Origin of the sequence: Neoalteromonas facilis, from assembly GCF_002807665.1 — a bacterium.
Lineage (GTDB): Bacteria > Pseudomonadota > Gammaproteobacteria > Enterobacterales > Alteromonadaceae > Alteromonas_E > Alteromonas_E facilis.
In genome coordinates, this window is record NZ_PEAY01000003.1 from 199,034 (window position 1) to 224,013 (window position 24,980).

17 protein-coding genes are annotated in these 24,980 nt (G+C 45.0%); 13 read left to right on the forward strand and 4 right to left on the reverse strand.

Annotated features, from left to right (window positions below; translation table 11 throughout):
• Window positions 1-15: 15 nt before the first annotated feature.
• The gene (locus tag CSH93_RS09300) at window positions 16-2,007 is read left to right on the forward strand and encodes a vanadium-dependent haloperoxidase (RefSeq protein ID WP_240615555.1); all 1,992 of its coding nucleotides are present in this window, start codon (window positions 16-18) and stop codon (window positions 2,005-2,007) included.
• A 5-nt stretch (window positions 2,008-2,012) separates the two neighbouring features.
• On the opposite strand, the gene CSH93_RS09305 is transcribed toward CSH93_RS09300, so the two are convergent.
• Window positions 2,013-3,779: a CRTAC1 family protein gene (locus CSH93_RS09305; protein ID WP_100642977.1), complete on the reverse strand. Its 1,767-nt coding sequence runs from the start codon at window positions 3,777-3,779 to the stop codon at window positions 2,013-2,015.
• 295 nt (window positions 3,780-4,074) lie between these two features.
• Here CSH93_RS09305 and CSH93_RS09310 point away from each other — a divergent pair, with 295 nt between their 5' ends.
• Together CSH93_RS09310 and CSH93_RS09315 are read left to right on the forward strand one after the other, a co-directional pair.
• On the forward strand, window positions 4,075-4,272 hold the full coding sequence (locus tag CSH93_RS09310) for a hypothetical protein (protein WP_124748962.1): 198 nt from the start codon (window positions 4,075-4,077) through the stop codon (window positions 4,270-4,272).
• Window positions 4,273-4,275: 3 nt separating this feature from the next.
• Window positions 4,276-4,776: a hypothetical protein gene (locus tag CSH93_RS09315; protein ID WP_100642979.1), complete on the forward strand. Its 501-nt coding sequence runs from the start codon at window positions 4,276-4,278 to the stop codon at window positions 4,774-4,776.
• A 397-nt stretch (window positions 4,777-5,173) separates the two neighbouring features.
• Here CSH93_RS09315 and CSH93_RS09320 read toward each other — a convergent pair whose 3' ends face one another.
• The gene (locus tag CSH93_RS09320; RefSeq protein ID WP_100642980.1) at window positions 5,174-8,497 is read right to left on the reverse strand and encodes an endonuclease/exonuclease/phosphatase family protein; all 3,324 of its coding nucleotides are present in this window, start codon (window positions 8,495-8,497) and stop codon (window positions 5,174-5,176) included.
• Window positions 8,498-8,820: 323 nt separating this feature from the next.
• Between CSH93_RS09320 and CSH93_RS09325 the strand changes: the two genes are divergently transcribed.
• The 9 genes from CSH93_RS09325 to CSH93_RS09365 all read left to right on the forward strand — a co-directional run bounded on the left by CSH93_RS09325 (window position 8,821) and on the right by CSH93_RS09365 (window position 21,481).
• Window positions 8,821-10,053, forward strand: a complete 1,233-nt coding sequence (locus tag CSH93_RS09325) for a tRNA nucleotidyltransferase/poly(A) polymerase-related protein (protein WP_100642981.1) — start codon at window positions 8,821-8,823, stop codon at window positions 10,051-10,053.
• Window positions 10,054-10,285: 232 nt separating this feature from the next.
• Window positions 10,286-11,917, forward strand: a complete 1,632-nt coding sequence (locus CSH93_RS09330) for a TldD/PmbA family protein (protein WP_100642982.1) — start codon at window positions 10,286-10,288, stop codon at window positions 11,915-11,917.
• A gap of 24 nt (window positions 11,918-11,941) precedes the next feature.
• Window positions 11,942-13,285: a TldD/PmbA family protein gene (locus CSH93_RS09335; RefSeq protein ID WP_100642983.1), complete on the forward strand. Its 1,344-nt coding sequence runs from the start codon at window positions 11,942-11,944 to the stop codon at window positions 13,283-13,285.
• A gap of 119 nt (window positions 13,286-13,404) precedes the next feature.
• Window positions 13,405-14,103 (forward strand): DUF4159 domain-containing protein, encoded by a 699-nt coding sequence (locus tag CSH93_RS09340; RefSeq protein WP_100642984.1) that lies wholly within the window; start codon window positions 13,405-13,407, stop codon window positions 14,101-14,103.
• A gap of 15 nt (window positions 14,104-14,118) precedes the next feature.
• Window positions 14,119-15,132: an AAA family ATPase gene (locus CSH93_RS09345; RefSeq protein ID WP_100642985.1), complete on the forward strand. Its 1,014-nt coding sequence runs from the start codon at window positions 14,119-14,121 to the stop codon at window positions 15,130-15,132.
• 3 nt (window positions 15,133-15,135) lie between these two features.
• Window positions 15,136-16,032 (forward strand): DUF58 domain-containing protein, encoded by an 897-nt coding sequence (locus CSH93_RS09350; RefSeq protein ID WP_100642986.1) that lies wholly within the window; start codon window positions 15,136-15,138, stop codon window positions 16,030-16,032.
• Between the two features lie 7 nt (window positions 16,033-16,039).
• Window positions 16,040-17,224 (forward strand): BatA domain-containing protein, encoded by a 1,185-nt coding sequence (locus tag CSH93_RS09355; RefSeq protein WP_100642987.1) that lies wholly within the window; start codon window positions 16,040-16,042, stop codon window positions 17,222-17,224.
• Complete coding sequence (locus CSH93_RS09360; RefSeq protein ID WP_100642988.1) at window positions 17,217-19,568, forward strand: hypothetical protein; 2,352 nt, start codon at window positions 17,217-17,219, stop codon at window positions 19,566-19,568. Before CSH93_RS09355 ends, CSH93_RS09360 begins: the two co-directional genes overlap by 8 nt.
• A complete protein-coding gene (locus CSH93_RS09365) occupies window positions 19,568-21,481 on the forward strand; it encodes a hypothetical protein (RefSeq protein WP_100642989.1) in 1,914 nt (637 codons plus the stop codon). Before CSH93_RS09360 ends, CSH93_RS09365 begins: the two co-directional genes overlap by 1 nt.
• Window positions 21,482-21,494: 13 nt before the next feature.
• Here the strand turns inward: CSH93_RS09365 and CSH93_RS09370 are convergent, their stop codons facing one another.
• Window positions 21,495-22,736, reverse strand: coding sequence for an ABC transporter permease (locus CSH93_RS09370; protein ID WP_100642990.1), 1,242 nt, complete (start codon window positions 22,734-22,736; stop codon window positions 21,495-21,497).
• Window positions 22,730-23,428, reverse strand: coding sequence for an ABC transporter ATP-binding protein (locus CSH93_RS09375; RefSeq protein ID WP_240615556.1), 699 nt, complete (start codon window positions 23,426-23,428; stop codon window positions 22,730-22,732). The genes CSH93_RS09370 and CSH93_RS09375 overlap by 7 nt, the downstream gene beginning before the upstream one ends.
• Window positions 23,429-23,567: 139 nt before the next feature.
• Here CSH93_RS09375 and moeA point away from each other — a divergent pair, with 139 nt between their 5' ends.
• Complete coding sequence (moeA, locus tag CSH93_RS09380) at window positions 23,568-24,800, forward strand: molybdopterin molybdotransferase MoeA (RefSeq protein WP_100642992.1); 1,233 nt, start codon at window positions 23,568-23,570, stop codon at window positions 24,798-24,800.
• The last annotated feature ends 180 nt before the right edge of the window (window positions 24,801-24,980 follow it).

Genomic DNA, 24,980 nt, shown 5'->3' on the forward strand with positions numbered 1-24,980 from the left:
GTCAGGTAGTTCAAGATGAGGCTCCTTCCTTCATACCGTTTTGGCTTTACTGTTTGTTTCGCCGTTTTAATATTAGGATGTGGAGGTGAACAAACCTCTGAATCGCCTGCACCCGCGCCACAACAACCGCCTGTAGAATCCATTACACCTGAAAGAGCAGGCCATTCTGTGGCTCGAATGTGGAACGAGGCGCTTCTCTTTGCAATCCGAAATGATTTTGCTAGACCTACTGTACATGCGCGCAATCTATTTCATATTTCGGCTTCTATGTATGACGCATGGGCAAGTTACGATGCAAATGTCCAACAATACTTATTCGGCGCTAATGTTTCTGGATTTACTTGCACTTCTGACACTGTGTTGGTGCCAAATGACCGCTTACCGGAGCAAGAAAAAGCAATTAGCTTTGCAGCATACAGGCTGATTAAACACCGTTTTAAATACTCTCCAGGTGTAGGGTTCATTTATGCACATATTGATGCTCTGATGCAGGAACTGGGGTATGACGCGTCTGATGAGAGCTTAGATTATTCAGCAGGAAATGCAGCTGCGCTGGGCAATGCGATTGCCGATTGTTATATCTCATTTGGTTTGCAAGACGGCGCAAATGAAGCGGGGTTCTATGAGAATCAGTATTACCAACCGATCAATCCACCATTAGTGCTTGATAGCAGTACTCAGGGTAACCCCACAATTCAAGATCTGAACCGCTGGCAACCGTTAGTCATTCAGGGGTTTATCGACCAAGCGGGTAATCGAACTGAGGATGCACCTGAATTTTTGAGCCCTGAATGGGGGCAAGTGGTGCCATTTTCGCTGTCAATCAACGATAGAAATACGTTTGAGCGTGATGGCTATGATTATCAGGTATATCATGATCCTGGTAATCCTCCGTTGCTCGGTTCAGATAGAAGTGAAGAATATCAATGGGGATTTGCGTTAGTGGGGATTTGGTCTTCTCATTTAAGTACCCAAGATGACGTGATGTGGGATATATCCCCCAATCGTATTGGCAATATTCAATCCTTCCCACAGAGTTTTGAGGAATACCTGAGCTTTTATAAACAAATGGAAGGCGGCGATGCCAGTATTGGTTACGCCGAAAACCCAGTTACGGGTGAACCCTACGAAGAGCAGTGGGTGCCGCGCGGTGACTACACGCGAGTACTTGCCGAGTTTTGGGCGGATGGCCCCGACTCTGAAACACCACCGGGGCACTGGTTTGTGATCATGAATGAAATTAGTGACCATCCAATGTTGGAAAAGCGCTGGGGCGGCTCTGGGAGTGTACTGGGAAACTTAGAGTGGGATATTAAGACGTACTTTTCTTTAGGTGGCACTATGCACGATGTGGCAATTTCTGCATGGGGGATAAAGGGGCGTTACGACTATATTCGGCCCGTTTCTGCAATACGAGCTATGGCTGATAAAGGACAAAGTACTGATCCTGACGGACCATCTTATCATCCTCTAGGGCTTCCACTGTTGACCGGCTTTATAGAGGTTGTAGAAGCTAATGATCCGCTAGCCGGAGCGGGGCAGGAGCATGTCGGCAAATTAAAGCTATACGCATGGAAAGGACCTGATTACATAAACGATCCCAATGAAGATACTGCGGGTGTAGGCTGGGTCTTAGCCGAAAATTGGTGGCCATATCAGAGGCCCACGTTTGTGACGCCACCTTTTGCAGGATATGTGTCTGGCCACTCTACTTATTCAAGAGCGGCAGCCGAGTTACTGACTCTGATGACTGGAAGTCCATATTTTCCTGGTGGAATGAGTGACTTTGTAGCACCCGCGAATGATTTTCTAGTGTTTGAGAAGGGGCCGAGTGTGCCTGTAGTACTGCAATGGGCAACGTATAGAGATGCGGCCGACCAATGCAGCTTGTCACGTATCTGGGGGGGGATACACCCGCCCGCAGACGATATCCCAGGCCGTGAAATTGGAGAAGCAATAGGGCGAGAAGCCTTTGCGTTTGCCCAACAATATTTCAGCAATGATTAATTGTTCTATTTATCTGGGTGTTCGATAGTCACGAAGCGATTGGCCGGTATATCGTTTAATACTGTGTCTTCAACGTCTAAGCCCGGCCATTGAATGCGAATTTCTTCAATAGAGTTCGCATTAGCAATGCCAAAATGCGCTTCGACGGGGGCTTGAGACACATATTGCCCTCCCAACTGAAGCTCCTGCATTAAATTCAATTCTCCAGCAGTAATATATATACGAGCCCCGACAGATTGAGAATTAGCTCTTAGCCCACTTAATTGAATATTAATAAAGTTGTTGCCATCAGCAAAAGAATCATTGCGGTAGAGTGTTGGTGATAACCCGCTATTAGCAATCAGTGCATCGATATCACCATCACGGTCATAGTCATAACAGACTAGGCCACGCCCCATGTCAGTATGGTTTATACCTAGCTCTTCACCTTGCTCACTGAATGTTCCGTCGTGTTGATTGATGTACAGTAATGCTCGAGTATTTTCAAAGTGATCAAAATTGCCGCTTTGTTGTTGTTCTTCGGTCCAACCGTTATAACCGTTAACGACCAGTAAATCGGCAAAGCCATCGTTATTAAAATCTGCAAAACAACTGCCCCAAGCCCAATATCCCTGACGCACACCAGCGTAGTCTGTCATATTAAGGAAGTTTCCATTGCCATCATTTTGATACAAGCGGTTGCCATCAAACAGGCCTATAGTAAGGAACTCTTCTCGAGTGTCACCGATTGCAGATACAAACCAATCTAAATCTCCATCGTTGTCATAATCGGCCACAGCAGCGCCCATACCCGCTCTATCGGAAACAACAACAGGAATGGTTTCATCTTTAAACGCTTCACCTGACTGATTCACCAGGTATTGACTTGTACCCCAGTCAGCGGCGATTAAAAGGTCAGGATACTTATCGTCATTAATATCAGCAAAAGCTGGCGTAAATGAAAATTCATCGCCACTTTCACCATCGGCGAGCTTATTGAAGGGCTCAAGTTCCAGGGTATCGCTTACATCTTTATAGACTCCTGGGCTTTCCTGACGCCATAAAAACTCCCAGCGGTGCTGTTCATTTTCTGGGTCCCAATGGGTGATGAAAATATCTAAATCATTGTCGAGGTCTATATCGCTAACAGCTGTGCTATAAGCGACTTTACTTAACGTTAAATCGACTAAATGACTTATATCGTTGAAGCGTTGCCCTCCTTGATTGGCAAATATTTGTATATAAGGGCTTGCCTCTAAATAGCTGATAAGATCTTGGTCACCGTCATGGTCTATATCCACAAATACAGATGAATGGTCAGTCTCCAATACGCTGATCCCCGCATCAATTGTAATATCTAGGAAATTGAGAGTATCTTGCTGTGCAAGGAGTTTTCCCTTTTGATTTCGTCCGTGGGTGACGTATAAATCCAATAAACCATCATTATCAATATCATTGACTGCAATGCCGCCAGCCACCCTCGCTGGAATACTGTCTTGTGCGGATAAATCGACTGAGTAGCATAAGCCCGCAGCGTTGGACACGTCATTAAATGCCATTACGTTTTCTGAAGATGACTGCAAGCAACCACCAATAGGCAGCGGACTAGAGGTCTGCTGAATCTCAGTTACGGTATAAGACACCAACGGCGCCGGTGGATTTGTCGGTTGTGGGGAAGCGGGAGGAGGCACTGAAGTGGTTGGGTTATCTCCAGAGCCTCCACACGCGACCAGAAAAATTGCACTCAATACAGATAGTGGTAATACCCGAATAAAGACAGACTGAATTGACATCGAATAGACCTACCTATGTAAACAGGTTGTTAATTAGGCATGAGCATATCGCATTACATTGCAGACTTTTGCCGATTGAGCTGTAGCGGTACAAAAATAAGCCTAAATGGACAATAGCTGAGCGGTGAGCTTGGGAGAACGTCAAAATTATGACTAACTTATTGAAATTATTAAATATCAGTCTATAGTCAAGAGAGTTATTCATACCTAGCTGCGATTAGGCATTCTGTTTTAGTGGCATAAATTCTGTATGGTTTATGAGCGCATCAATGAAGATGAGCTCAAAGGAGAATTTATGAAAACTAATAAACTAATGGTATTTGCTGCGTTGGCTGTTGTGGCTGGGGTTTCTCACGCTGTGGTAACTACACCACAGACGGTTGTTAACAAGGATTCAAAGGAGTTTGTGGACGTTTGTAAGCTTTTCCCCGATACCTGCGATGAAGGCACAGATGGTATGGGGAACGGTGGAGGCAAAGAACCACCTCAGTAATAGATGAATTTAGCTACTGTACAAGACTTCATTCAACAATTTGGGCTATATATGCAGTTAATGGCATGTTTGGCCTACATATTGAACTTCCGACGTGTGGATACCTTCGTGTCTCTATGCGTTGGAATATTACTGTTAACACCCAGCCAATTTTTATTCGAGCGTTATTTGTTAGAATTAGCGATAGAACCGACGAATAAAGAGATGGTCAGAAACCTTTGGTACATCGGTTTTGCAATTTCAGATATGGTTTTTGTTGCCATTGTCGCTTTAATTGCACACTTCCAAAATCTTAAGTTTGATTTTACGTCTAAAATTTTGGCTTTCAGTTTTTTAGGGATGGCTTGGATCCAACTATTTCGTTACGTCGATCGCATCGTGATAGAGACGGATATGCTGGGAGAGTTTTATCGCGCGTCAATTCCAGCGATTAATATATCTGTGACTATTGTGATAGTGGTCTTTACGCTTGGTATGATCGCCGCAGATGGGGCACGTAAGTAAGAAACCAAAATGCATAGTTTGATTTGATTTTGCCGATTGCTAATTGAACGGTGAAATAAAAACCTTGCGTGCACATTGTTCAGTGAAGACTATTGTTTTAAACACTTAAACACTTAAACACTTAAACACTTAAACACTTAAACACTTAAACACTTAAACACTTCTCTGTAGCCAAACGTTCAAACACTTTTACACTCTACCCACGGCTATTTAGCCTACCAATATCATCGTTATCTTTTTGCAGGCGTATTGTGTTAAACCAGTCGCTGTATGTGTAACTTGCGCAGCAGAGCAGAGCGGAGCAGAGGATTGAGGTCTTCCTATACCGATACCTCAAGACTGAACTCGCAGATACAAAAAAAGCGCAGCTAATGCTGCGCTTTTCATTCGATACCTATTATGGTTTAGCTACAGCGCTAATCCAATTATTCATGATACCTGTATTACAGCCATGTTTAAGATGGCCTTTGCCTAAACCTAGCTCTTCTACGATCTGTTCGCATGAACAGCCTGCTGTATCAACTAGACTAAAGCTTTCTTTAACTTTGCCTGTTGTGTCGAACCAAATGTCTCCATCCATTAGAGCGAAATGATTCGGCTTCAAGCCTTTGCTTGGAGCAGTTTCAGGAACTGAAGTTGCAGGGCACATGTCCAGTGAATCAGCAATAGTATCGTTATCTGAGTCCATCTTCACATACATAACAAGACCATCGTGGTCTGATGCACGTAACGCATTACTATCGTCATTAACTAAACCAGCAGGCGCATCTGAGTTGCCACGAGCGTACGCAAAATCAGTTACTAAAGTCGATAGATTTGCTGTTGTTAAGGCATGGTCTAATACTTGAGCACTGCCACCAAACACGAAAGAATACTGCTGAGTAGCAGCAAGGTTATTCACTTGGTTAGTCAGAACAGGTGTTACTGGACTTGGTTGCCATAACAAGTTGTCTGAAGCTACTGCAGTACCCGCAATGTGACCCAATACATCTACGTAGCCGTCAGTAAACTGATACGCGTTAAAGTCACCGGTAACCACTAGGTTAACGCTAGGATTATCAGATTGAATATCTTGAACGATATTGGCAACAAAATCTGCCTGCGCCAAGCGCTTGTTACGCACGCGGTCGCTGGTATCAACACTGCTAAGTGAGCGATTGTGGACAACTAACACATGAATAGGGAAGTCACTGCCGTTCGCGACAACGCGCCCTTTGAACAGTAGTGGTGGACGATCATTCAATAGGCTGTTGTCGTAATCAAAGATAGTGTCTTTACCATATTGAACAACGGCATCCATTTCTACGCTTTGACGCACTAAGAAACCAACATCGATACCACCGATATCATTACCTTCTTCTAGGTACGCCGAGTAATTGATGCTTGCATCGTCAGCATTGATTTGCGCCGCAATGGTTTCAAGCACATCGATGCTTTCTACTTCACTAACCGCCAGAATGTCTGGTGCATTCATCACGTTACGAACGAATTGAGAGATCTTACTTAAGCGCTCTTCATAAACGTTTGCGATTTGAGAAGGACGATACATATTCAAAGAACCAACCGTCATTTCACCGACTTCTTTATCACGCAATTTCGCTAGTAAGTTCGGTTCTTCGCCGATAGTCATCTCAGTAGGCCATACTTGGTAATCACCAAATGAGAAGCCCAGTGGACCTGTTGCAGAGACTGTCTGACCAGCAAATAAGCTAGTATTTTCAAGAAGCAAGCCGTCAGGGTTGATCTCGAAGATTTCAGGGTTTCCATCCCATACAGGAAGACCAGCAATACCAGGATAGGCAATACCAGGCTCACGGAAAGCACGTGTTTGTCCTGCTACTACTGCTGTATCGCCAAAACGGTCCGTTGCGGCTGAAGCAATACCTTCAAACGTCACTATCATACCTTCAAAGCGCTCTAACTCGTTTTCAGGTTGAGGCTGTAATTTTGATGGTGTGTTTTCGTCAAACTGCACAACTGGCGGAAGTGCATTGCCATTACTTTTAACGGTTACTTGAGTGCCATTACTGAACTCAGTGAAGTCGAAGTATTCAATAATTTGACCTACTACATCCACTTCATCACCCACCGCTACGCTTGGCGCAGAGCCCGTGAATACGAAGATACCGTCAGAGGTTTCGTCGTTATTATCGCTACGAGAAGTCGGTGTCTGCATGAAGAAACCATTGCTATCAAGTGCGGTAACGATATTACCGAATGACTTTACAAATTGACCTTCAAAAGGAGACGTCATGCCTGCACTTTGAATATCGAAGATTTCAGCCGTTGCAACATTGCTTGCGCCCGGAGTTGGCGATTGTTGTAAATACGATGATGTATCTAACGCAGCACCGCCATCAGGTACACGCGCGTTTGCATGATAGTCTTTATTGCTCGCGCCATTTTCGTTTTGTTGAGGCTGGTTCGGGGTTAGTACATCAATCAGGCCTGCATCATCTGAATCACTGGTGTCATACACCAATGCATCAACCAAGCTTATACCAGTAACAGGCGTATCATTGGTGAAATCTGAAGCGTGACCCGCATAGATTGCAACCGCGTCGGCACCATTTTGCAACGCGTTATTGTTAATGATAATGCTTGGTGCTGGAGAGACTGCTTCGTTACCCAAAACGAAGAAACCTTCTTCATTCGTGGTATAGCCATCTAAATCGAATGCGTCATTGTATGAACGGTCGTCAGAACCGTTAAATAACACAACCACAAGTCCATCCAATGGTGTATTACCTACGCCACCATCATATAGCTCAATAAACTCTAACGTATCTGAACCTGCGGTATCGGCATCAACTTCATTGATAACAACAGGAGAATCAACCTGCGTACCAAAACGGAAAGAGAAGTCGCTTTCCATAAAGTCAGGGCCGTCATTTAAATCAAGGTCGTTAACCAATGCGGCGACAACAGTGACATCGCACACTTCATTAGTAACAAATTCACCGTCTACATCAAGAGTGAAGTGCTGAGGACCGCCTTCTACAGCAGCGCTATGAATGCCGCTTACAGAACAGCTAATGCTAAACCAGTTACCTTGCACGTTAACTGATTCACTGAAACTGATTTCAATATTGGCGTCGACGGCTACAGCACCGGTATTGTCTCCTGGTGTTGTGCTGATCACAACTGGAGCACTGTCTACTGCAGGGCCGCCACCACCAAATATTTGGTCAGTGTTAACGGCATCAAATGAACTCTCACTAGGAGCTTGCCAAGTGAAGTCTACATAAGTACTTCCGGTACCGACTAACTGCAGGCTGTGACCGACAGGGGTAGAACTGGTTTCTGCAACACCAATGTCAGTGCTGGTCATGCCCTCTGCAGGGCCGCTAGCAGCAATAAAACTGCCTTCGTAACTTAAAAATTGAGTAACATTACCCATGTTATCGACTAACGCGATCGCATCAGGAGCACCGTTTTGAATACCCGCAACCATAAAGGCAACGGTACCAAACCCATCCTGTTGATTTGGGATTACACCGGCTAGATCAATGGTGTTGTAAACATTTCGTTGTGAGCTTGAACCATTGTAGAGCGCAAGCGTCATTCCGCTTAAGTCTGTTCCCGCAGGTCCTGCTATTTCAATGCCTTCCGAAACATCACCACCAGCGTTATCGTAGTGAATTTCGTTAATGAAAACGTCCGTTGCGAGCACAGCTGACGAGCTGAATAGCGCTAGCCAGGCCGTATGTGCCAATTTCATATAAACTCCTTGAGGGTATTAAGTCGGTCAATCGCCGCCTTTTTACTACTGTTGTGTTACATTTTTATTATTAATACTTTCCATGAAAGTGCCGCCCGAAGAAGCAAAAACTGCGCCTCATTAAAAAAGTACGCGAAAACAACTACCTAACAAAAGTTGATGATCTCATTTTGAGATAGCGTAAAAAATGCTGACAACTGTTTGGTTGATTATCGAACAGTTGTAAAGTTAAACGGAATGTGGGACGCGGTTTGTAATCTCTATTGGATTGTCACTGTGTAGTTGCATAAGATGATAAAAAACAAGTAAGCGCTAGAAACATCATGTCAGAGAACAAATTGGACAATGTATATTTGGTTGGTGGTGCAGTTCGCGACCGATTATTAGGTGTTCCCGCGCAGGATGAAGACTTTGTCGTGGTGGGCAAAACACCTGAATTTATGGAGTCTATTGGCTTTCAGGCTGTGGGGGCTGATTTCCCTGTATTTATACACCCCAAGACTAGGCAAGAGTACGCGCTTGCGCGTACGGAAAGAAAGCAGGGGCGAGGCTATAAAGGCTTTGTCGTAGATGCCAGCGCCAACGTGACATTAGAGCAAGATTTAGCGCGGCGGGATCTGACAATTAATGCCATGGCGATCAATGAAGCTGGGGAGCTGGTTGATCCTTTCGGCGGAAAAACAGATGTTGAAAACAAAGTGCTGCGCCATACCACACAGGCTTTTATTGAAGATCCTGTAAGAGTGCTGCGCATCGCACGCTTTTATGCTCGATTTGGTCCCGATTGGACAATTCATCCAAGCACTAAAGCACTTATTCACAAAATGTTCACTGATGGAGAGCTCACTCACCTCGTTGCTGAACGCGTGTGGAAGGAAACCGAAAAGGCATTGTCGGAGCCATTTCCACAACTCTATTTTGAAACCTTAGCTGGGCTTTATATTTTCCCAGAAATTGACAACTTAAAGACAGTACAGCAACCCCTAAGTTTAGAGCAGGATGTATTCTCGCATACGATGACGGCCATGCAGTTAAGCGCGGCTAAGAATCTAGGCAGTATGACGTGTTTTGCTGTATTGATGCATGATGTGGGAAAAGTTAACGGTGCGCGCGATACGAATGAAGGAGCTCTGTACGAAACCGATGGGGCAAGTATCATTCAGCATTTTTGTGACAGATGGCGCGTGCCAAATAAGTTTCGAGAGTTGGCAATATTAACCGCTACATATCACCGCGCCGTTCACATGATCAATACGTTGTCTATTGAAACCATATATGAACTATTAGCAGAAAAACTCGACGCTGTGCGCCAACCCGAGAGATTCGAACAGTTTCTATTAGCGTGTGAATGTGATGCTCAAAGCGGTGAAGTATCACTACCTGACGAGCAATATACGCAGGCTGATTTGGCCCGAAAGATGGCTTTGATACTGAAGGCGTTTGATAAGAGTGTTGCAGCACAACATGCGATACAGGCGGGAAAGAAAGGTGCTGACATTGGAGAATCTGTGCGCCAGCAAGAGCTTGAACATTTAAGAGAATTTTCGACAAATTAATCGTTTGTAACGCTTTGTTACGAATTCATCTCAGAAAAAAATTGGCTAAGCATTGAGCGGATTTTTATTCATCCCCTATACTGGATGCTTATCAACAGCATTCAGTCTGTATTGGCAGGCATTCGACGTGTGAGAACAGCGGTTCAACTAGGACTACTCGTATTTCTCAGACTGCTGTGATACCACATTGATTACAAAAAAAGCACAACAAGTACAAAACAGAGGAAGAGAAATGGAAAGACGCGATTTTATTAAGCTCGGCGGTGCCGCTGGGATGGGCGCTCTCATGCTGCCCGTTTCAGGTATTGCCGTGAGTGCCGATCAGTTACTCGATAAACCGATGGATGTGGCTTATAAGAAGAAACTAGCTGACATCGCACTGAACGCAGCAAAAGCAAAAGGCGCTTCATATGCCGATGCCCGTATTGGTCGTTATTTAAATCAGTTCGTAACGACGAATGAAAATCGCGTGGACAACATTGTTAATACTGAATCTGCAGGTATTGGTATTCGCGTTATCGCGAATGGCACTTGGGGATTCGCCTCCACCTCAAACATGACGCCAGATAGTATTGCTAAAACTGCTGAACGTGCAGTGGCAGTTGCTAAAGCAAACTCTAAATTCCAAACTGAGCCAGTAAAGCTTGCACCGGTTAAAGGCGTTGGTGACGTAAGTTGGAAAACGCCCATTAAGAAGAATGCGATGGAAGTGCCGATTAAAGAAAAAGTAGATTTGTTGCTATCTGTAAACGATGCGGCAATGAAAAACGGCGCTAACTTCATCACTTCAGTGCTTTTCTTAGTAAATGAACAAAAATACTTTGCTTCAACCGATGGTTCATACATCGATCAGGATGTTCATCGTTTATGGGCACCATTCTTTGCAACCGCTATTGGCGAGCGTGGCTTTAAGCAGCGGACCAGTTTAGGTAATCCTGTCGGTATGGGCTATGAGTACCTTGAAGGTAAAGAAGAAGACAAGATCCGCGTTGCTGGCGCTAACGTTGGCTATAAGAATAGCTACGATATGATTGAAGATGCGGTTGCTGCTGGACAACAACTGCAAGCTAAATTGAAAGCGAAATCTGTCGAACCGGGCAAATATGACATCGTACTTGATCCTGCTCACTTAATGTTGACTATCCATGAGTCAGTGGGTCACCCGTTAGAGCTAGACCGTGTGCTTGGCTATGAGGCAAACTACGCGGGTACAAGTTTTGCGACATTGGACAAATGGCGTAGTGGTAAATTCCAGTACGGCTCCGACATCGTTAACTTGTTTGCAGATAAGACACAGCCTTATTCTCTTGGTAACGTGGGTTACGATGATGAAGGTGTTAAAACCAAAGAGTGGGATCTGGTTAAAGATGGTGTCTTGGTGAACTATCAGGCTATCCGTGATCAAGTTCATATGATTGACCAGAATGAATCTCACGGTTGTTGTTATTCTCAAAGCTGGCGCGACGTTCAATTCCAGCGCATGCCAAATGTTTCATTGCGACCTAATAAAGAAGATATCTCAGCAGATGACGTTATCAAAGACGTTGAAGATGGTATCTATATTGCGGGCCGCGGCTCATTCTCTATTGACCAACAACGTTATAACTTCCAGTTCGGTGGTCAATTATTCTACGAAATCAAAAACGGCAAAATTACCGAGCAGATTGAAGATGTTGCCTATCAGTCTAATACACAGGAGTTCTGGAACAACTGTGTGCAAATGGCTGGTAAATCCGATTACCGCCTTGGCGGCTCATTCTTCGATGGTAAAGGCCAACCTTCACAGGTCAGTGCGGTGTCACATGGCTGTCCAACCACACGCTTTAATAATGTGAACGTGATCAACACGGCTCGCAACGTCTAAGTCGACTAAAGAAGGAAAAGAATCATGACAATAATGACTGAAAAAGACGCACAAGCCTTGTTGAAGAAAGTTATCGCTTTATCAAAGGCTGACGAGTGCGAATGTAATTTAGATGGGCGCGTAGGCGGTAATATTCGTTACGCGAGAAATACCGTATCAACCGCGGGTGAGGAAAGTGATTTAACCCTCGCTGTGCAATCGACTTTCGGCAAAAGAACCGGCGTTGCGACAATCAATGAGTTCGATAATGCTTCACTTGAAAAAGTGGTTAGGCGTTCTGAAGAGTTGGCTAAATTAGCGCCCGAAAACGAAGAGTATATGCCGGTATTTGGTAAGCAAGAATACCTTGAGTCCAAAACTTACTTTGACTCAACGGCAGCCGTTACACCGGAAGACCGTGCTCAAGCGGCTGAAGACAGTATCGCACCTTCTAAAAAGAACAAGTTAGTTTCTTCTGGTTTCCTAGAAGAAGCGGTTACCTTCACTGCGATTATGAACAGCAAAGGCTTATTCGCCTACAACAAGGGAACTAACGTAGACTTCTCTGTGACAATTCGCACAGAGGACGGAAAGGGCTCTGGTTGGGTTACTCGTAATTACAGTGACTACAAAATGCTGGATACGGCGAAAGCTTCAAGCATTGCTATTCAAAAATCTAAGGGCAGTGTAGATGCGAAAGCAATGGAACCGGGTAAATACACCGTCATCCTTGAGCCTGCAGCAAGCGTAACCCTGCTCAACAATATGGCGTTTAACTTTGGTCAGCGCGGTGCTGACGAAGGCAGAAGTTTCTTGAGCTACAAACCTAAAGAAGGTGAAGATGCTGAAAAAGCACCTAAGAACCGTTTGGGTGAGAAGATGTTCGATGAGCGCGTCACCATTTACAGCGATCCGCAACATCCAGTAGCACCTACAGCACCTTTCGGTGGTGATGGCTATCCTCGTAAACGCGTGGATTGGATTAAAAACGGTGTCGTGACTAACATGCCTAACACGCCTTACTGGGCCAAAAAGACGGGCATGCCATACATTCCAAATGGCGGAAACCTCATTATGGAAGGTGGCAATGAATCGTTAGAAGATATGATTGCGAGCACACGCCGCGGGATTCTGGTAACGCGTTTGTGGTACATCCGTCAATTGGATCCTCAAACATTGCTGTATACCGGCTTAACGCGTGACGGTACGTTCTATATTGAAGACGGGAAAATTAAATTCCCAATTAAGAACTTCCGTTTCAATGAAAGTCCAATTGTAATGTTGAACAACATTGAAGCTTTGGGTGAGCCTCAGCGTATTGATGGCAATATGATCCCAGCGATGAAGGTCAGAGATTTCACCTTCAGCAGTTTGTCTGACGCAGTATAAGCGCAGTCAGCTAAGCATAGTCGCCGTTGCTATCAAGTGCAGCGGCGACTAAATCTTCAACCCAATTCATCTCACCGGTGACATTGATTCGTCGATGTTAGCCAGTGCTCAGCAGTAGAATGGTTAACAGTCGACGACAATTTTTAAAATCATCACTTACGCTTGCGTTAGCATCGGCATTGCCGTTACAAGCACGAGCCAATGATTATGATTTTTTCTTTACTCGATTAAGTTATGAATCAGGTAACTGGGACGTTGATGAGCGTATGCCAGCCAACGTTCTCAACTCTTTGATTGAGTACACCAGTTTGCGCGTGGATCTCACGGAGCGTGTTGTTCCATTAAGTGATCCAGTGATGCTCACTGCGCCTTTTTGTTATATGGCCGGTCATCGTTTAGTGCAGTTTTCATTGCAGGAAAAGCAGAATTTTGAGACCTATGTACGAAATGGTGGTTTTGTTTTCGTAGACGATTGTAATCATGATATTGACGGCCTTTTTGCGCGATCGTTTGAACGCCAAATGGCGGAAATATTTGGTCCAGATGCACTTAAAAAAATACCCAATGACCATCCTCTATATTCTTCATTTTTTAACTTTGACGGGCCTCCAAGAACGTCGATGGAGTTAAATGGATGGGGAGACGACCTCGTGCATGAATATTTAAAAGCCATCGAAATCAATGGGCGCATTGCCGTTTTATACAGCAATAAAGATTTTGGCTGTGAGTGGGATTATGACTTTCGCAATAAGCGTTGGTTACGTGTCGATAATACTAAGTTTGCTGTCAATATTGTGATGTACGCAATGACGGCCTAAAGAAAAGATAATGCTATGCAAACAACTTCTTCACTAACAGAAACAGATATTAACGCATCACTTGATAAACTTGATTTAGTCAGTGACGAAATTGGTAAGGTTATCGTTGGCCAACACACGGTTGTTCAGCAGTTGATGATCAGTTTGTTAGCGGGCGGCCATTGTTTGCTTGAAGGCGTACCAGGGTTAGCAAAAACGTTAATGGTCAGTAGCTTAGCCGACGCCCTTGCGATGGATTTTAAGCGCATTCAGTTTACACCTGATCTAATGCCCAGCGATATTATAGGTACAGAAATCCTAGAAACAGACCATGCTTCTGGTGAGCGTTTTTTCAAGTTTCAAAAAGGCCCTGTATTTACACAAATTTTGTTAGCAGATGAAATCAATAGAACACCCGCAAAAACCCAAGCAGCCTTGCTAGAAGCAATGCAAGAAAGGCACGTGAGTTACGCCGGTGAGCAACATGATCTACCGAAACCTTTTTTTGTCCTTGCGACGCAAAACCCAGTTGAGCAAGCAGGGACCTATCCGCTGCCAGAGGCGCAATTAGACCGCTTCTTAATGTATGTAAAAGTCAGTTATCCGAGTTATGACGAAGAAATTGAAATTTTACAGCGAACCACGGGCGCATCATCGTCTTCACTAGAGGCCCAGTTGAGCGGTGAGGAATTGCTCGATCTGCAGCGTATTGTTCGACAAGTCGAAATCAGTCAAGCCATGATGGCATGGGCGGTGGACCTTGTTCAGCAAACGCGGCCGCAAACATCATCTAATAGTATGGTTAAAGAATATGTTCAATGGGGGGCTGGCCCACGCTGTGGTCAGGCGCTGGTGCTCTGTGCCAAGGCGCATGCGCTTATCCAACGTCGCTTTGCGGTAACCAAAGAGGATATTGAAGCCGTAGCGCCCGCTGTCATGCGTCATCGCTTATTGTTGAATTTCCAGGCAGAAGCTCAAGCCATTGATGTGGATAGTATCATTTCGCATTTGCTGACCAATGTAAGTGTTGCACCAAGTCCTATTGATTAAATCATGAATCAGCCATTATTGACGCCTCAACTGCTTGCTCAGACAAAAGATTTGAGCTTGATTGCAAAGCTCGTAGCGCAAGGAGCGCTGCAGGGGGAGCATACAAGTCGACAACGGGGAGTGGGGGCTGAGTTTTCCCAATATCGTGCTTACGAACCGGGCGATGAGATCAGTAAGATTGACTGGAAATTATTTGCCAGAAGCCACCGATATTTTGTCCGCGAAGCCGAACGTGAAAGCGACATTAATGTCTGGCTCATGATTGATTGCAGTGCATCTATGCTCGAAGCATGTGATAACTCAGGTTTAAGCAAAATTGATTATGCTCGGATTTTTGCGGCGGCGTTGGCTCACATTGCATGTTTTCAAGGGGACTCAGTCGGACTTGTTGGGTTATCTGTTGAAAAGCCCGAATTTATTCCGGCCTTGTCTGGCACAAAACATTTGAATCGCTGTTTTGTCGGACTGCATAATTTACGTAGTGGTGATGCATTTCCCGATGTTTCACAAATACAGTATCAATTGATGTCAGCACGCAAGAATGCATTAATATTTGTGTTGAGTGACTTTTATCAACAGTCCAATGAAATAATTGATTTTATTAAACAAATATCGTGTCGATACTCTGATGTTCATCCCCTTCAGCTTTCTACCAACATTGAGCACACTTTTGAATTAAAAGGGCGATATGAGTTGGAGGATCGTGAAACAGGTGAAAAAGTCAAAGTTAATGCGGAAACGATTCGAGAACAGTATTTGAGCAATAGGCAACGCTATCTGGATGAGATGGCAACCAATTTAGGTGCCTATGGCGCCAGTATGCAGGTACTGAATATTTCGTTACCTATTGAGCAGACATTACTCAATGTCGTAAATACCATGCGTTGGCAGCCGAGGTAATGAATTGATGCCAGCCATTGAATGGGGAAATATCAACGCGCTTTGGGGACTTTTGGGTTTACTCGTCCCTATTATTATCCATTTGATCAGTCGAAGCCGTGTTATTACCCGTCAATTCGCTTTTATACGGCTATTACCGATCCAACCATTACCGGTTAAACGAAATATCAATCTTTCCCAGCGCTTGTTACTACTGGTGCGGATGGTACTCGTGATATTGGCCGTTTTGCTATTAGCCAACGTGAGCTGCAGTGATCAACAAAAACCGAACGATGTGGTGTATGTGGTTACGCCGGATTGGCTAAACTCTGCCACCGTGTCGCAACACAATGAACTAAAACGGTCAATTGAAAACCTTGGTACACCCTCTCAAATATGGTTGTTATCTACCCATCCAGTGCGCGTTTCATTGGATGAACTGCTTTCTAAGCCAGAGGACTTTGGTAAGTTAGTGACAGAAAAGCCTGCAATAAATATATGGGGTAGGGTAAATCAGTTATTCAGTTTATTGTCTGTTGAACATGCTAATGCATCTGATATGACACTGCATGTTTTTACAACCAATGCCGCACATCAGTTTCAAGCAGAGCTTATAAGCGTACCCATGAATACTCAATGGCACGTGGCGCCCTCCAATTCTCAAACGATAACAGACGACAGAGCTCAGCAATCCTCAATAGCTGTAGGGGGGGTGGGGGCTGATGCGATGGAATGGCAATTGTTTCAACGTGCTTTTTTCGCAATCAACCAGTCAAGTGAGGCCGAAATCAATGTGCGTTTGATCGACGCTATCTCGTCGCAACAACTGGAAGACGTCGATAGGCTGATTGTGATGCCAGACACTTTATTAACCACGGCTTCTCAACAAGCGCTTAACGCTTGGTTATACGAGGATTTCTCGCACAAAGTGACCAATGCTGCGCAGTTTGATATACAAGACTCCAATTTTCCCGTGCACTTGATTACAGAACTGTATGCTGACAACGCAACGGAGCTATTAACAAGTGCATCTGTGTTAACTGAAGGGCAAATAGCATTGGCTAATGCTGAACAGCTAAAAACCCACTCTAGCGCTACAAAATTACAGCCCGATGAACAGCCTGTCCCATTAGGCCTAGCGATTGCGTTTATCAGTCTATTGTTGTTGGAACGATTGCTCAGTGAATATCGTAGAGAGGGGCGCAATGACTGACGGGAAAAGCGCAAATAGCGATATTCTATTAGATATTGAAAGGTTGCGTTCTGAGGCGCGGAATCGCTATTGGTTGAAGCAAGCATTGCGAGCACTAGCAGCGACATTGTGGCTAATAGTGTGCCTACAAGTTAGCGCTAAGTTTGTCGATGGTGTAGATCAGTTTGTTTGGTTTTGTGCTCTAACCTTTATTCTTTGGTTTTTCGTTGTGGTGATCCGAGGCGAACACCGAAAATATTCCATAGCTAACATTCTGCTGCATGCTAACCGGCATATCCCTGATACGCAGCAAAGTGCTCATCTACTGTTGCAAAAACCGGACGAGCTTAATCCTCTACAGCGCTTGCAGCGCGAGAGAACTGCAAGGACCATTGCTCACGCGTTATCTGATATCCGTGTTGAAACCCTGCGTCCACTTCGGCTTAGAGCAGAAAGTCGTTTCTTGCTTGGCGCATGTTTACTCCTTGTGCTGCTGTTTTTTGTACAGCCTATCGTCCGACAACTACCCGAAGGGAGCAATGCTCAAAGTGCTACAGGAAATGTCGACATTCCTACTGAGTATGTTTATGAGCTAACGATCACGCCGCCGGCCTATACACAGTTGTCACAACGCTCTTCATCTGAATTAAATGTCAGTGTCGTAGAGGGGGCAGAGATAACCTGGCGACTTGAGCCGTCAGAAATTGATAGCGACAGCGTATTTTCGCTCGATATAGACGGTGAAGCATTACCGATGGTAGAGGCCGAGAATGGCGTTTGGTCCGTTTCTACTCGTGTGTTCAGCTCGTCGCTATATCATTTTAATCTCGTTATCGGCGATTCTAGTGAACCCATCTCCGACATTTTCACGTTAGATGTTAGCAATGACAAACGACCGAATATTAAGATCCAAACACCTGAAAAAACGGTGACTGAATTTACCAAAAGTAGCACACCCACATTGTTGTCTAAAGTCGTTGTGAGCGATGACTTTGGCATTACTGACACTTACATTGAGGCATCTATTGCCAAAGGAACGGGTGAAGCTGTTAAGTTCAGAGATGAAGTGTTCCGATTTGATGATGAAACGGTAAATCCCGATGCGCAAGATAGCAAATATAGTAACGTCTACAGCAAATTATGGGATCTGGTTTCGCTTGGTATGGAGCCAGGAGATGAACTCTACTTTACCGTTATAGCGGCGGATAACCGCACGCCGGATGTGCAGGTCAGTCGCTCCGAAACGCGTATCATTAAATGGCTTGATGACGAAGTCGAAGGCATTACCAGTGAGGGAATTGTGATTGACTTTATGCCGGAGTACTTTAAAAGCCAACGCCAAATAATCATTGAAACCAAAGAGTTGATGGCCAACCGGGAAGAGATGCCGGTGGCTGAGTTTGACCGAATATCGCGCGATTTAGGTATGGCGCAAAGTGATTTGAAACATCGATATGGTCAGTATCTTGGAGACGAGTTTGAGTCTGGGGTTATGCAAACTATGGAGCAAGGTCCTCAGCATATCGCCGAATCACATGGACATGACGATGAAGAGGAGCACGAGGCAGAGCAGCATAGCCATGACCATGCTGAGCATGGCAATTTTACCGATACACCGACCAACGCAGATCGCTCGGGTTTCAACGAAGTTGTAGAGCAATTTGGCCATGATCATGGTGAAGTCGATGTGGGCTTTATTTCATTGCGTAAAGGGGAGTTCAGTCCCAAAGTATTGATGAAGCAATCGATTGCCAATATGTGGCAAGCTGAGTTGTTCCTGTTGTTATCTCAGCCAGAGCGCGCACTGCCATTTGAAGTCAAAGCACTAGAGTTTTTAAATAGAGCAAAACAAGCTGATAGAGTGTATGTTAAGCGACTCGGCTTTGAGCCACCCCCTGTATCGAATGATCGCCGCTATGAAGGTGAGCTACGTGATATCGAATCTATCCAGCGGACATTAAAGAGCCCACAAAACAAAGCTGTAGAAGTGCAACTGAGAACGCTTCTCAAAACAGTCAATAGTGTTTCACTTACAGAGCAGCTAGGGTTGTCTGATCAGGCCCAACAACAGATCAGCGCTGTGGTTGATGTGCTGCAGCAAGAACTTGAATTATCTCAGGCTGATAGTGCTTCGTTAACAGCGCTGGCGAATATGCGTCGTGTTTTAATAGCAGAGCAGTGGGCTCCGGAGAGTTGTCAGAACTGTCTAAACGACATTATGCATTATCTTTGGGGACGATTATCGAGCCCACTCTCACCTCCGCGCGAAAGTAAGCGACGAGATTTGTCTGACTCTCCTATTGTGCAAACTTATCTAGAACAAGGTGAAAGCAGCCTAACATCTGAGCAGGGAGCACAGCAGTAATGTTAATCGATAGTTTATCCGTGCAATTACCATTCTCTTTTTGGGGATGCGTACTGCTATTCAGTATGGTTGGAACTGGATGGCTGTTGTCCGGTTATTGGATCATTAGGCGTCTTAAGGGGCAGAACGGGCGTTTGGCGATTGTAATATTGCTCAATAGCCTGGTCTGGTTTTTAGGCGTTTTGCTGTTAAGTGATATCAAGATCAGTCGTGACGTTGAAAAGGCAATGGTGGTTATCACCAATAGCGCTAAGGACGCTACACATCAGCTTCAATCTGCAACTGAACTAGACAGCGCTGAGTGGGTGCGCTTTCTATCGAATAACAACGAAATGCAATCCCATAATGACGATAGAGAAGTTGCAACAGTCAGTCATATCGAAGCGCTCAGCACACGGTTACAAGATGCCGGAACGGTTTTCATCGTCGGAGATGGTCTTTCTTCAACTCATTGGCAATTTCTTGAACAAAGCAGCAACGTACTGGAAAAAAATATTAATTTTATTCCGTCGGATAGTCGAACGGGGATCGTGCGTGCACAGTGGCCTAAGCATATAAAATTAGGCGAGTTTGTTAATTTATCCTTTTCTCTGCACGGCCATCATAGCGACGATTCATTGTATCGACTAGAGCTTGTCGATCCGATGGGAGGGGCGCTAGACACCCAACTAGCGCGTGTAGGAGAGCGGCTCTCCATGCAATGGCAACCAAAAGCAAACGGGCAGTGGCTGTACACTTTGCGTTTGATAGAGGATGCAACTGATCAAGAAATCTCAAGCGAGATGATTGCGTTGGATGTCACCCAGCCTGATTTACTTAACGCACTTATTGTGCAATCGGCTCCTAATTTCGAATCGCGTCACCTCCAGAACTATTTGGTCGATGCGGGTGCGAACGTCACGGTGAGATCGCAGATCAGTAAAAACGCATTTAAATCGCAGTCTGTCAAAGAGCAAACTAGCCCTCAATTGCCAACTGATACTGCAATTCTGCCGCTGGATTTATTGCAGTTTGATGTGCTTGCCATAGATTGGCGAGCGCTAGAGAACTTATCTGAAAGTGAACGAGAGCGTTTGTCGAATGCGATAGCAGAGGGGCTCGGGGTGCACCTTTGGTTAGCCGATACAGCGCTAACTAGCAGCCTCTGGCAAGAGCTTGAATGGCTAGACATTGGGTCAGTGGAGAAGATGCGAGAAGAGTACGCAGGGGTTTTCCCGGTGTGGCAAACGGGCAGGGCAGATAAACCACAAACGTTTGTGTCAATGCAATTACCTAAACGTAATCAAACAATATTAGTGAGCGCAAGCACAGGAGAGCCACTGGTCATAGAAAAACGTTGGCAATTAGGGCGGGTCGCGTTGAGTCTTTTACCTTCGACATACGTTGTTAAACTAGAGGGTGACGGCGTCTTGTATACCAATTATTGGGCCGAATTGTTGAGCCGCATCGGACGCGCTTCAGAAAGACCCGAGATATCCGTTAGCGACCAAAATATGCCGCTCCGGGCTAACGAAAGAGTGCAAATATGTGTGAGCGGTGTTGCGCCTCATGCAAAGTTTGAATTGAAGTCTTATGACAATGCTAGCGTAAGCCTAGCTTCGATGCCGCATCCGATCGTTGATGGTCGTCACTGTGCGTTCGCATGGGCTTCAGAGACTGGGTGGCACACATTGTCTGTACTTGAAGATGAAACACAAAGTGTCAGCGTATCGCAACCATTATATGTTTATGCAGAGGACGGTTGGACGAGTTGGCGACAGTATGAGGCTAGCAATGTCACCCAGAGAGTTGCCGCCAATGCTAGGAAACCAGAAGGACAACAGTATTCCACACAGTCGCAAGATAAGTATTGGCTATTTATCTTTTGGTTGCTGGGAATGACACTGTTGTGGGTAGAACGCAAATGGTTCTAAACAGTCGTTATAACTAGTTACTGAGCCCTCTGTGAAGGGTGTTGCGGTAGGCATTTATCGCTGGAATACACGCAATAATTAGGCTCATTGCGCAAACGAATAACACAATCAGAAGCGAATGACTGCTTAATACTGTGTTGTCGATAAACAAACCAAACTCATGGCTTAGCCACTCATTGCTGAACTGAATACCGAGCCATACGAGAGATACTGCAATAATACTGGCTAGCAAACTGATCAAAAGTGCCTCTGCCTGTATCAACCAAAAAATTGTCATGGGGCCGGCGCCTATAGCGCGCAAGATTGCAAACTCTCGCTGCCTTTCACGTATTGATGTCAACAACATGGTTGCCATGCCCATCATGGACGAAAACAGTATAAAAATGGAAATAAGCAGCAATATGTTTTCAACGTTACCTACTAATTTCCAAAGTTCTGCTAAGGCCACACCGGGCAAGATTGCCATGAGTGCCTCTGATTCATATTGATTAATAGTGCGCTGCAGTTGCAGTGCCTGAATTTTAGAATTAAGTCCTAACATAGCCGCTGATATTGCGTCGGGTTGAAGTTCTACACGCTGATTTAAACGCCATTCCTGTTGCATGGCATGTGCATCAGATTCACTCATATGCATGATCTCAATGCCTTGTAGGCTAACATGCAAGGTTTGGTCAACTGGTGTGCCTGTCGGGGCGAGTATGCCACTGACGGTAAAAGGCGAATGGTCATGATGATGGAAGCTGGTATGCCCAACCCCATGGGATAACACGATTTGATCGTTGAGCGAATAGCCCAGTTGCTTGGCGACATCGGCTCCCAACACGAGTGTAAAAGGAGAATCAAAAGGTGAACCGCTGCTAAATACTAAAGGTTGCTTATTACCATATTTGAAATGGTCGAAATACGTAGAGGTTGTACCCAGAACTCTGTATCCGCGATGAGAGTCACCCAATGACATTGGAATACTCCATGCAACACTTGGTGATTGCATAATCGCTTCATAGCTCTCCCACGAAATGTTGTTGCTTGGATTGCCCATACGAAAGACAGAATATAAAAGTAGGTTAATTTGACCCGTACGCGCGCCAACAATTAGGTCAACCCCGGACACGGTCCGTCCAAAACTGTCTTTTGCTTGTTGCCTAATAAGTTCAACACTCAGCAGCAATGAAACGCTGACGATAATCGACAGCAATGTCATGATCACCGCACCTCGTCTGTCCTTTAAGCTAGAAATAGCAATACTGATCAACATGACGGCACTACCTCAATACGGTTTAGTTGACTCATATTGATACTGCACGAGAAATAGTCAGCGAGTGCATCATCATGACTGACAAAAAGCAGGGTGCTGTTATTGGTTTTGACACATTCAAACAGCAACTGCATAAACCCATCTCGGGCCTGTTTGTCTAATGCAGACGTTGGTTCATCGACTATCAGGATTTCGGGCTCATTGATTAGTGCTCGAGCGATCGCCACACGCTGTTGTTGGCCTACACTCAATTCACTAGCACGTTTGTTGAGTAATGTTTCAGATAACCCTAATAGGCTGAAGTACGCCTTAATAGTCTCATTATTTTCTGCAGAAAGATTACCGCCAAAATATGCAGCGGCTTTGATGTTTTGCTCTACGGTTAAGTATGGGATCAAATTAAACTGCTGAAAAACCACACCCACATGTTGGGCTCTAAAACGGTCGCGACGACGAGAAGAGAGCGCAGAAAAGGGTTGTTGCAAAAGTTGAATGTCACCTGAAGAAGGCGTTAGCGTGCCGCAGATCAGGTTTAGCAGCGTGCTTTTACCTGAGCCTGACGCGCCGACGACAAAAAGGTGTTCGCCATCAGTGACCTGCCACTTGGGAATTGAAAGTACAAGCGGAGAGTCTTCGGAGTATCGAAACGTTAAGTCGCGAACATCGATTGCATTTGCCTTGGACTTTGGCACCACACTTTTCTCATCTAAATTAAAAGTTCAGAGAATAACCGCGATGTTACGCTAATCACTCTGAATTTGGATTGACTATAGTGTGATAGGGTAACATAGTTGAAGTAACCGCGAACACGCCTTTTGCTCGAATAAATAGATGAAAAATCAACAAACTAGACCACCCTGGTTGCCTTTGACCGAAGCGCTTGGGTATATCGAAAAAAACACTAAACCCATTTGTCAGCCTTCTCAAATAGCTACTCAATACTGTTTAGGGCGGATTGTGGCTGAAGACATTATTTCTTCTATTGATGTGCCAGCCTTTAATAATTCCTCGATGGACGGATATGCACTTCGTCATGCAGACACACTAACAACGGATACCCTTCAGATTGTAGGAGAGAGTTTTGCAGGGCATCCATATACCGGAACTATCGGAGAGAAAGAATGCGTGCGCATTATGACTGGCGGCGTGTTGCCGAAGGGGGCCGACACTGTTGTGATGCAAGAAAACGTCATTGTTAGCAATGATCGTATTGAATTGACTGAGCCTGTTCAATTTGGTGAATCTGTGCGTTACGCGGGGAGTGATATTGCGATAGGGCAAACCTTGATTGAAGCCGGACATAAGCTAAACGCTGTCGATGTGGGGCTAGGGGCTTCTGTCGGTATGGGTGAACTACCAGTATACAGCACATTACGTGTTGCGGTTTTATCCACTGGAGATGAGTTATTAGCACCTGGACAAGCATTAAAGCCTGGGCATATATATGACTCGAATCGCTATGCGTTGATGGCCTTGTTACAAGGACAAGGCTACGACGTAATTGATATGGGGATTGTGGAAGATGATCCTGATGCAATTAAAAGTGCCTTTATGCGGGCTGATCAACAGGCGGATGCGGTGATTTGTTCAGGGGGCGTGTCGGTCGGCGATGCAGACCATGTAAAGGCAGTGCTATCTGACATAGGGCAAGTTGACTTTTGGAAGATTGCAATTAAGCCAGGAAAGCCTCTGGCATTTGGTCGCCTGCCGAATACGGTGTTTATCGGACTACCTGGAAATTCTGTATCTGCCGTGGTGACATTTATTCAAGTTGCTCAATATGCACTCGCGCGATTGGCTGGGGAAAAACGCAAATCTCAACCATCATTTACCGCGATTGCTGCTGACAGATTCTATAAACGTGCCGGGCGACAAGACTTTCAACGTGCATTATGTTTTGAAGATGACAGTGGACAGCTCAAAGTAAGACCGGTTGGCCGACAAAATTCAGCGGTGCTTTCAACATTCTCTGATAGCAACTGTTTTGCTGTTCTTCCGCTAGAATCAGCCGATGTCATGCCGGGAGAGGAAGTGACGGTGCAACTATATTCCTATCTGATGTAATAGTAATGCTTATATAGGGCAATTCGAAAGCGACTGAATAGCCCTTACTATCGATACGCGTTTTTTTAAACAATTGGACCACCACAGGCGCAGGAATTTGAATTCCCGCTATCGCTTGTAAGCGCTATAAGAACCAACTAACGATTCTCATATATGCGCTTATTCCGCATAAAAAGTGGT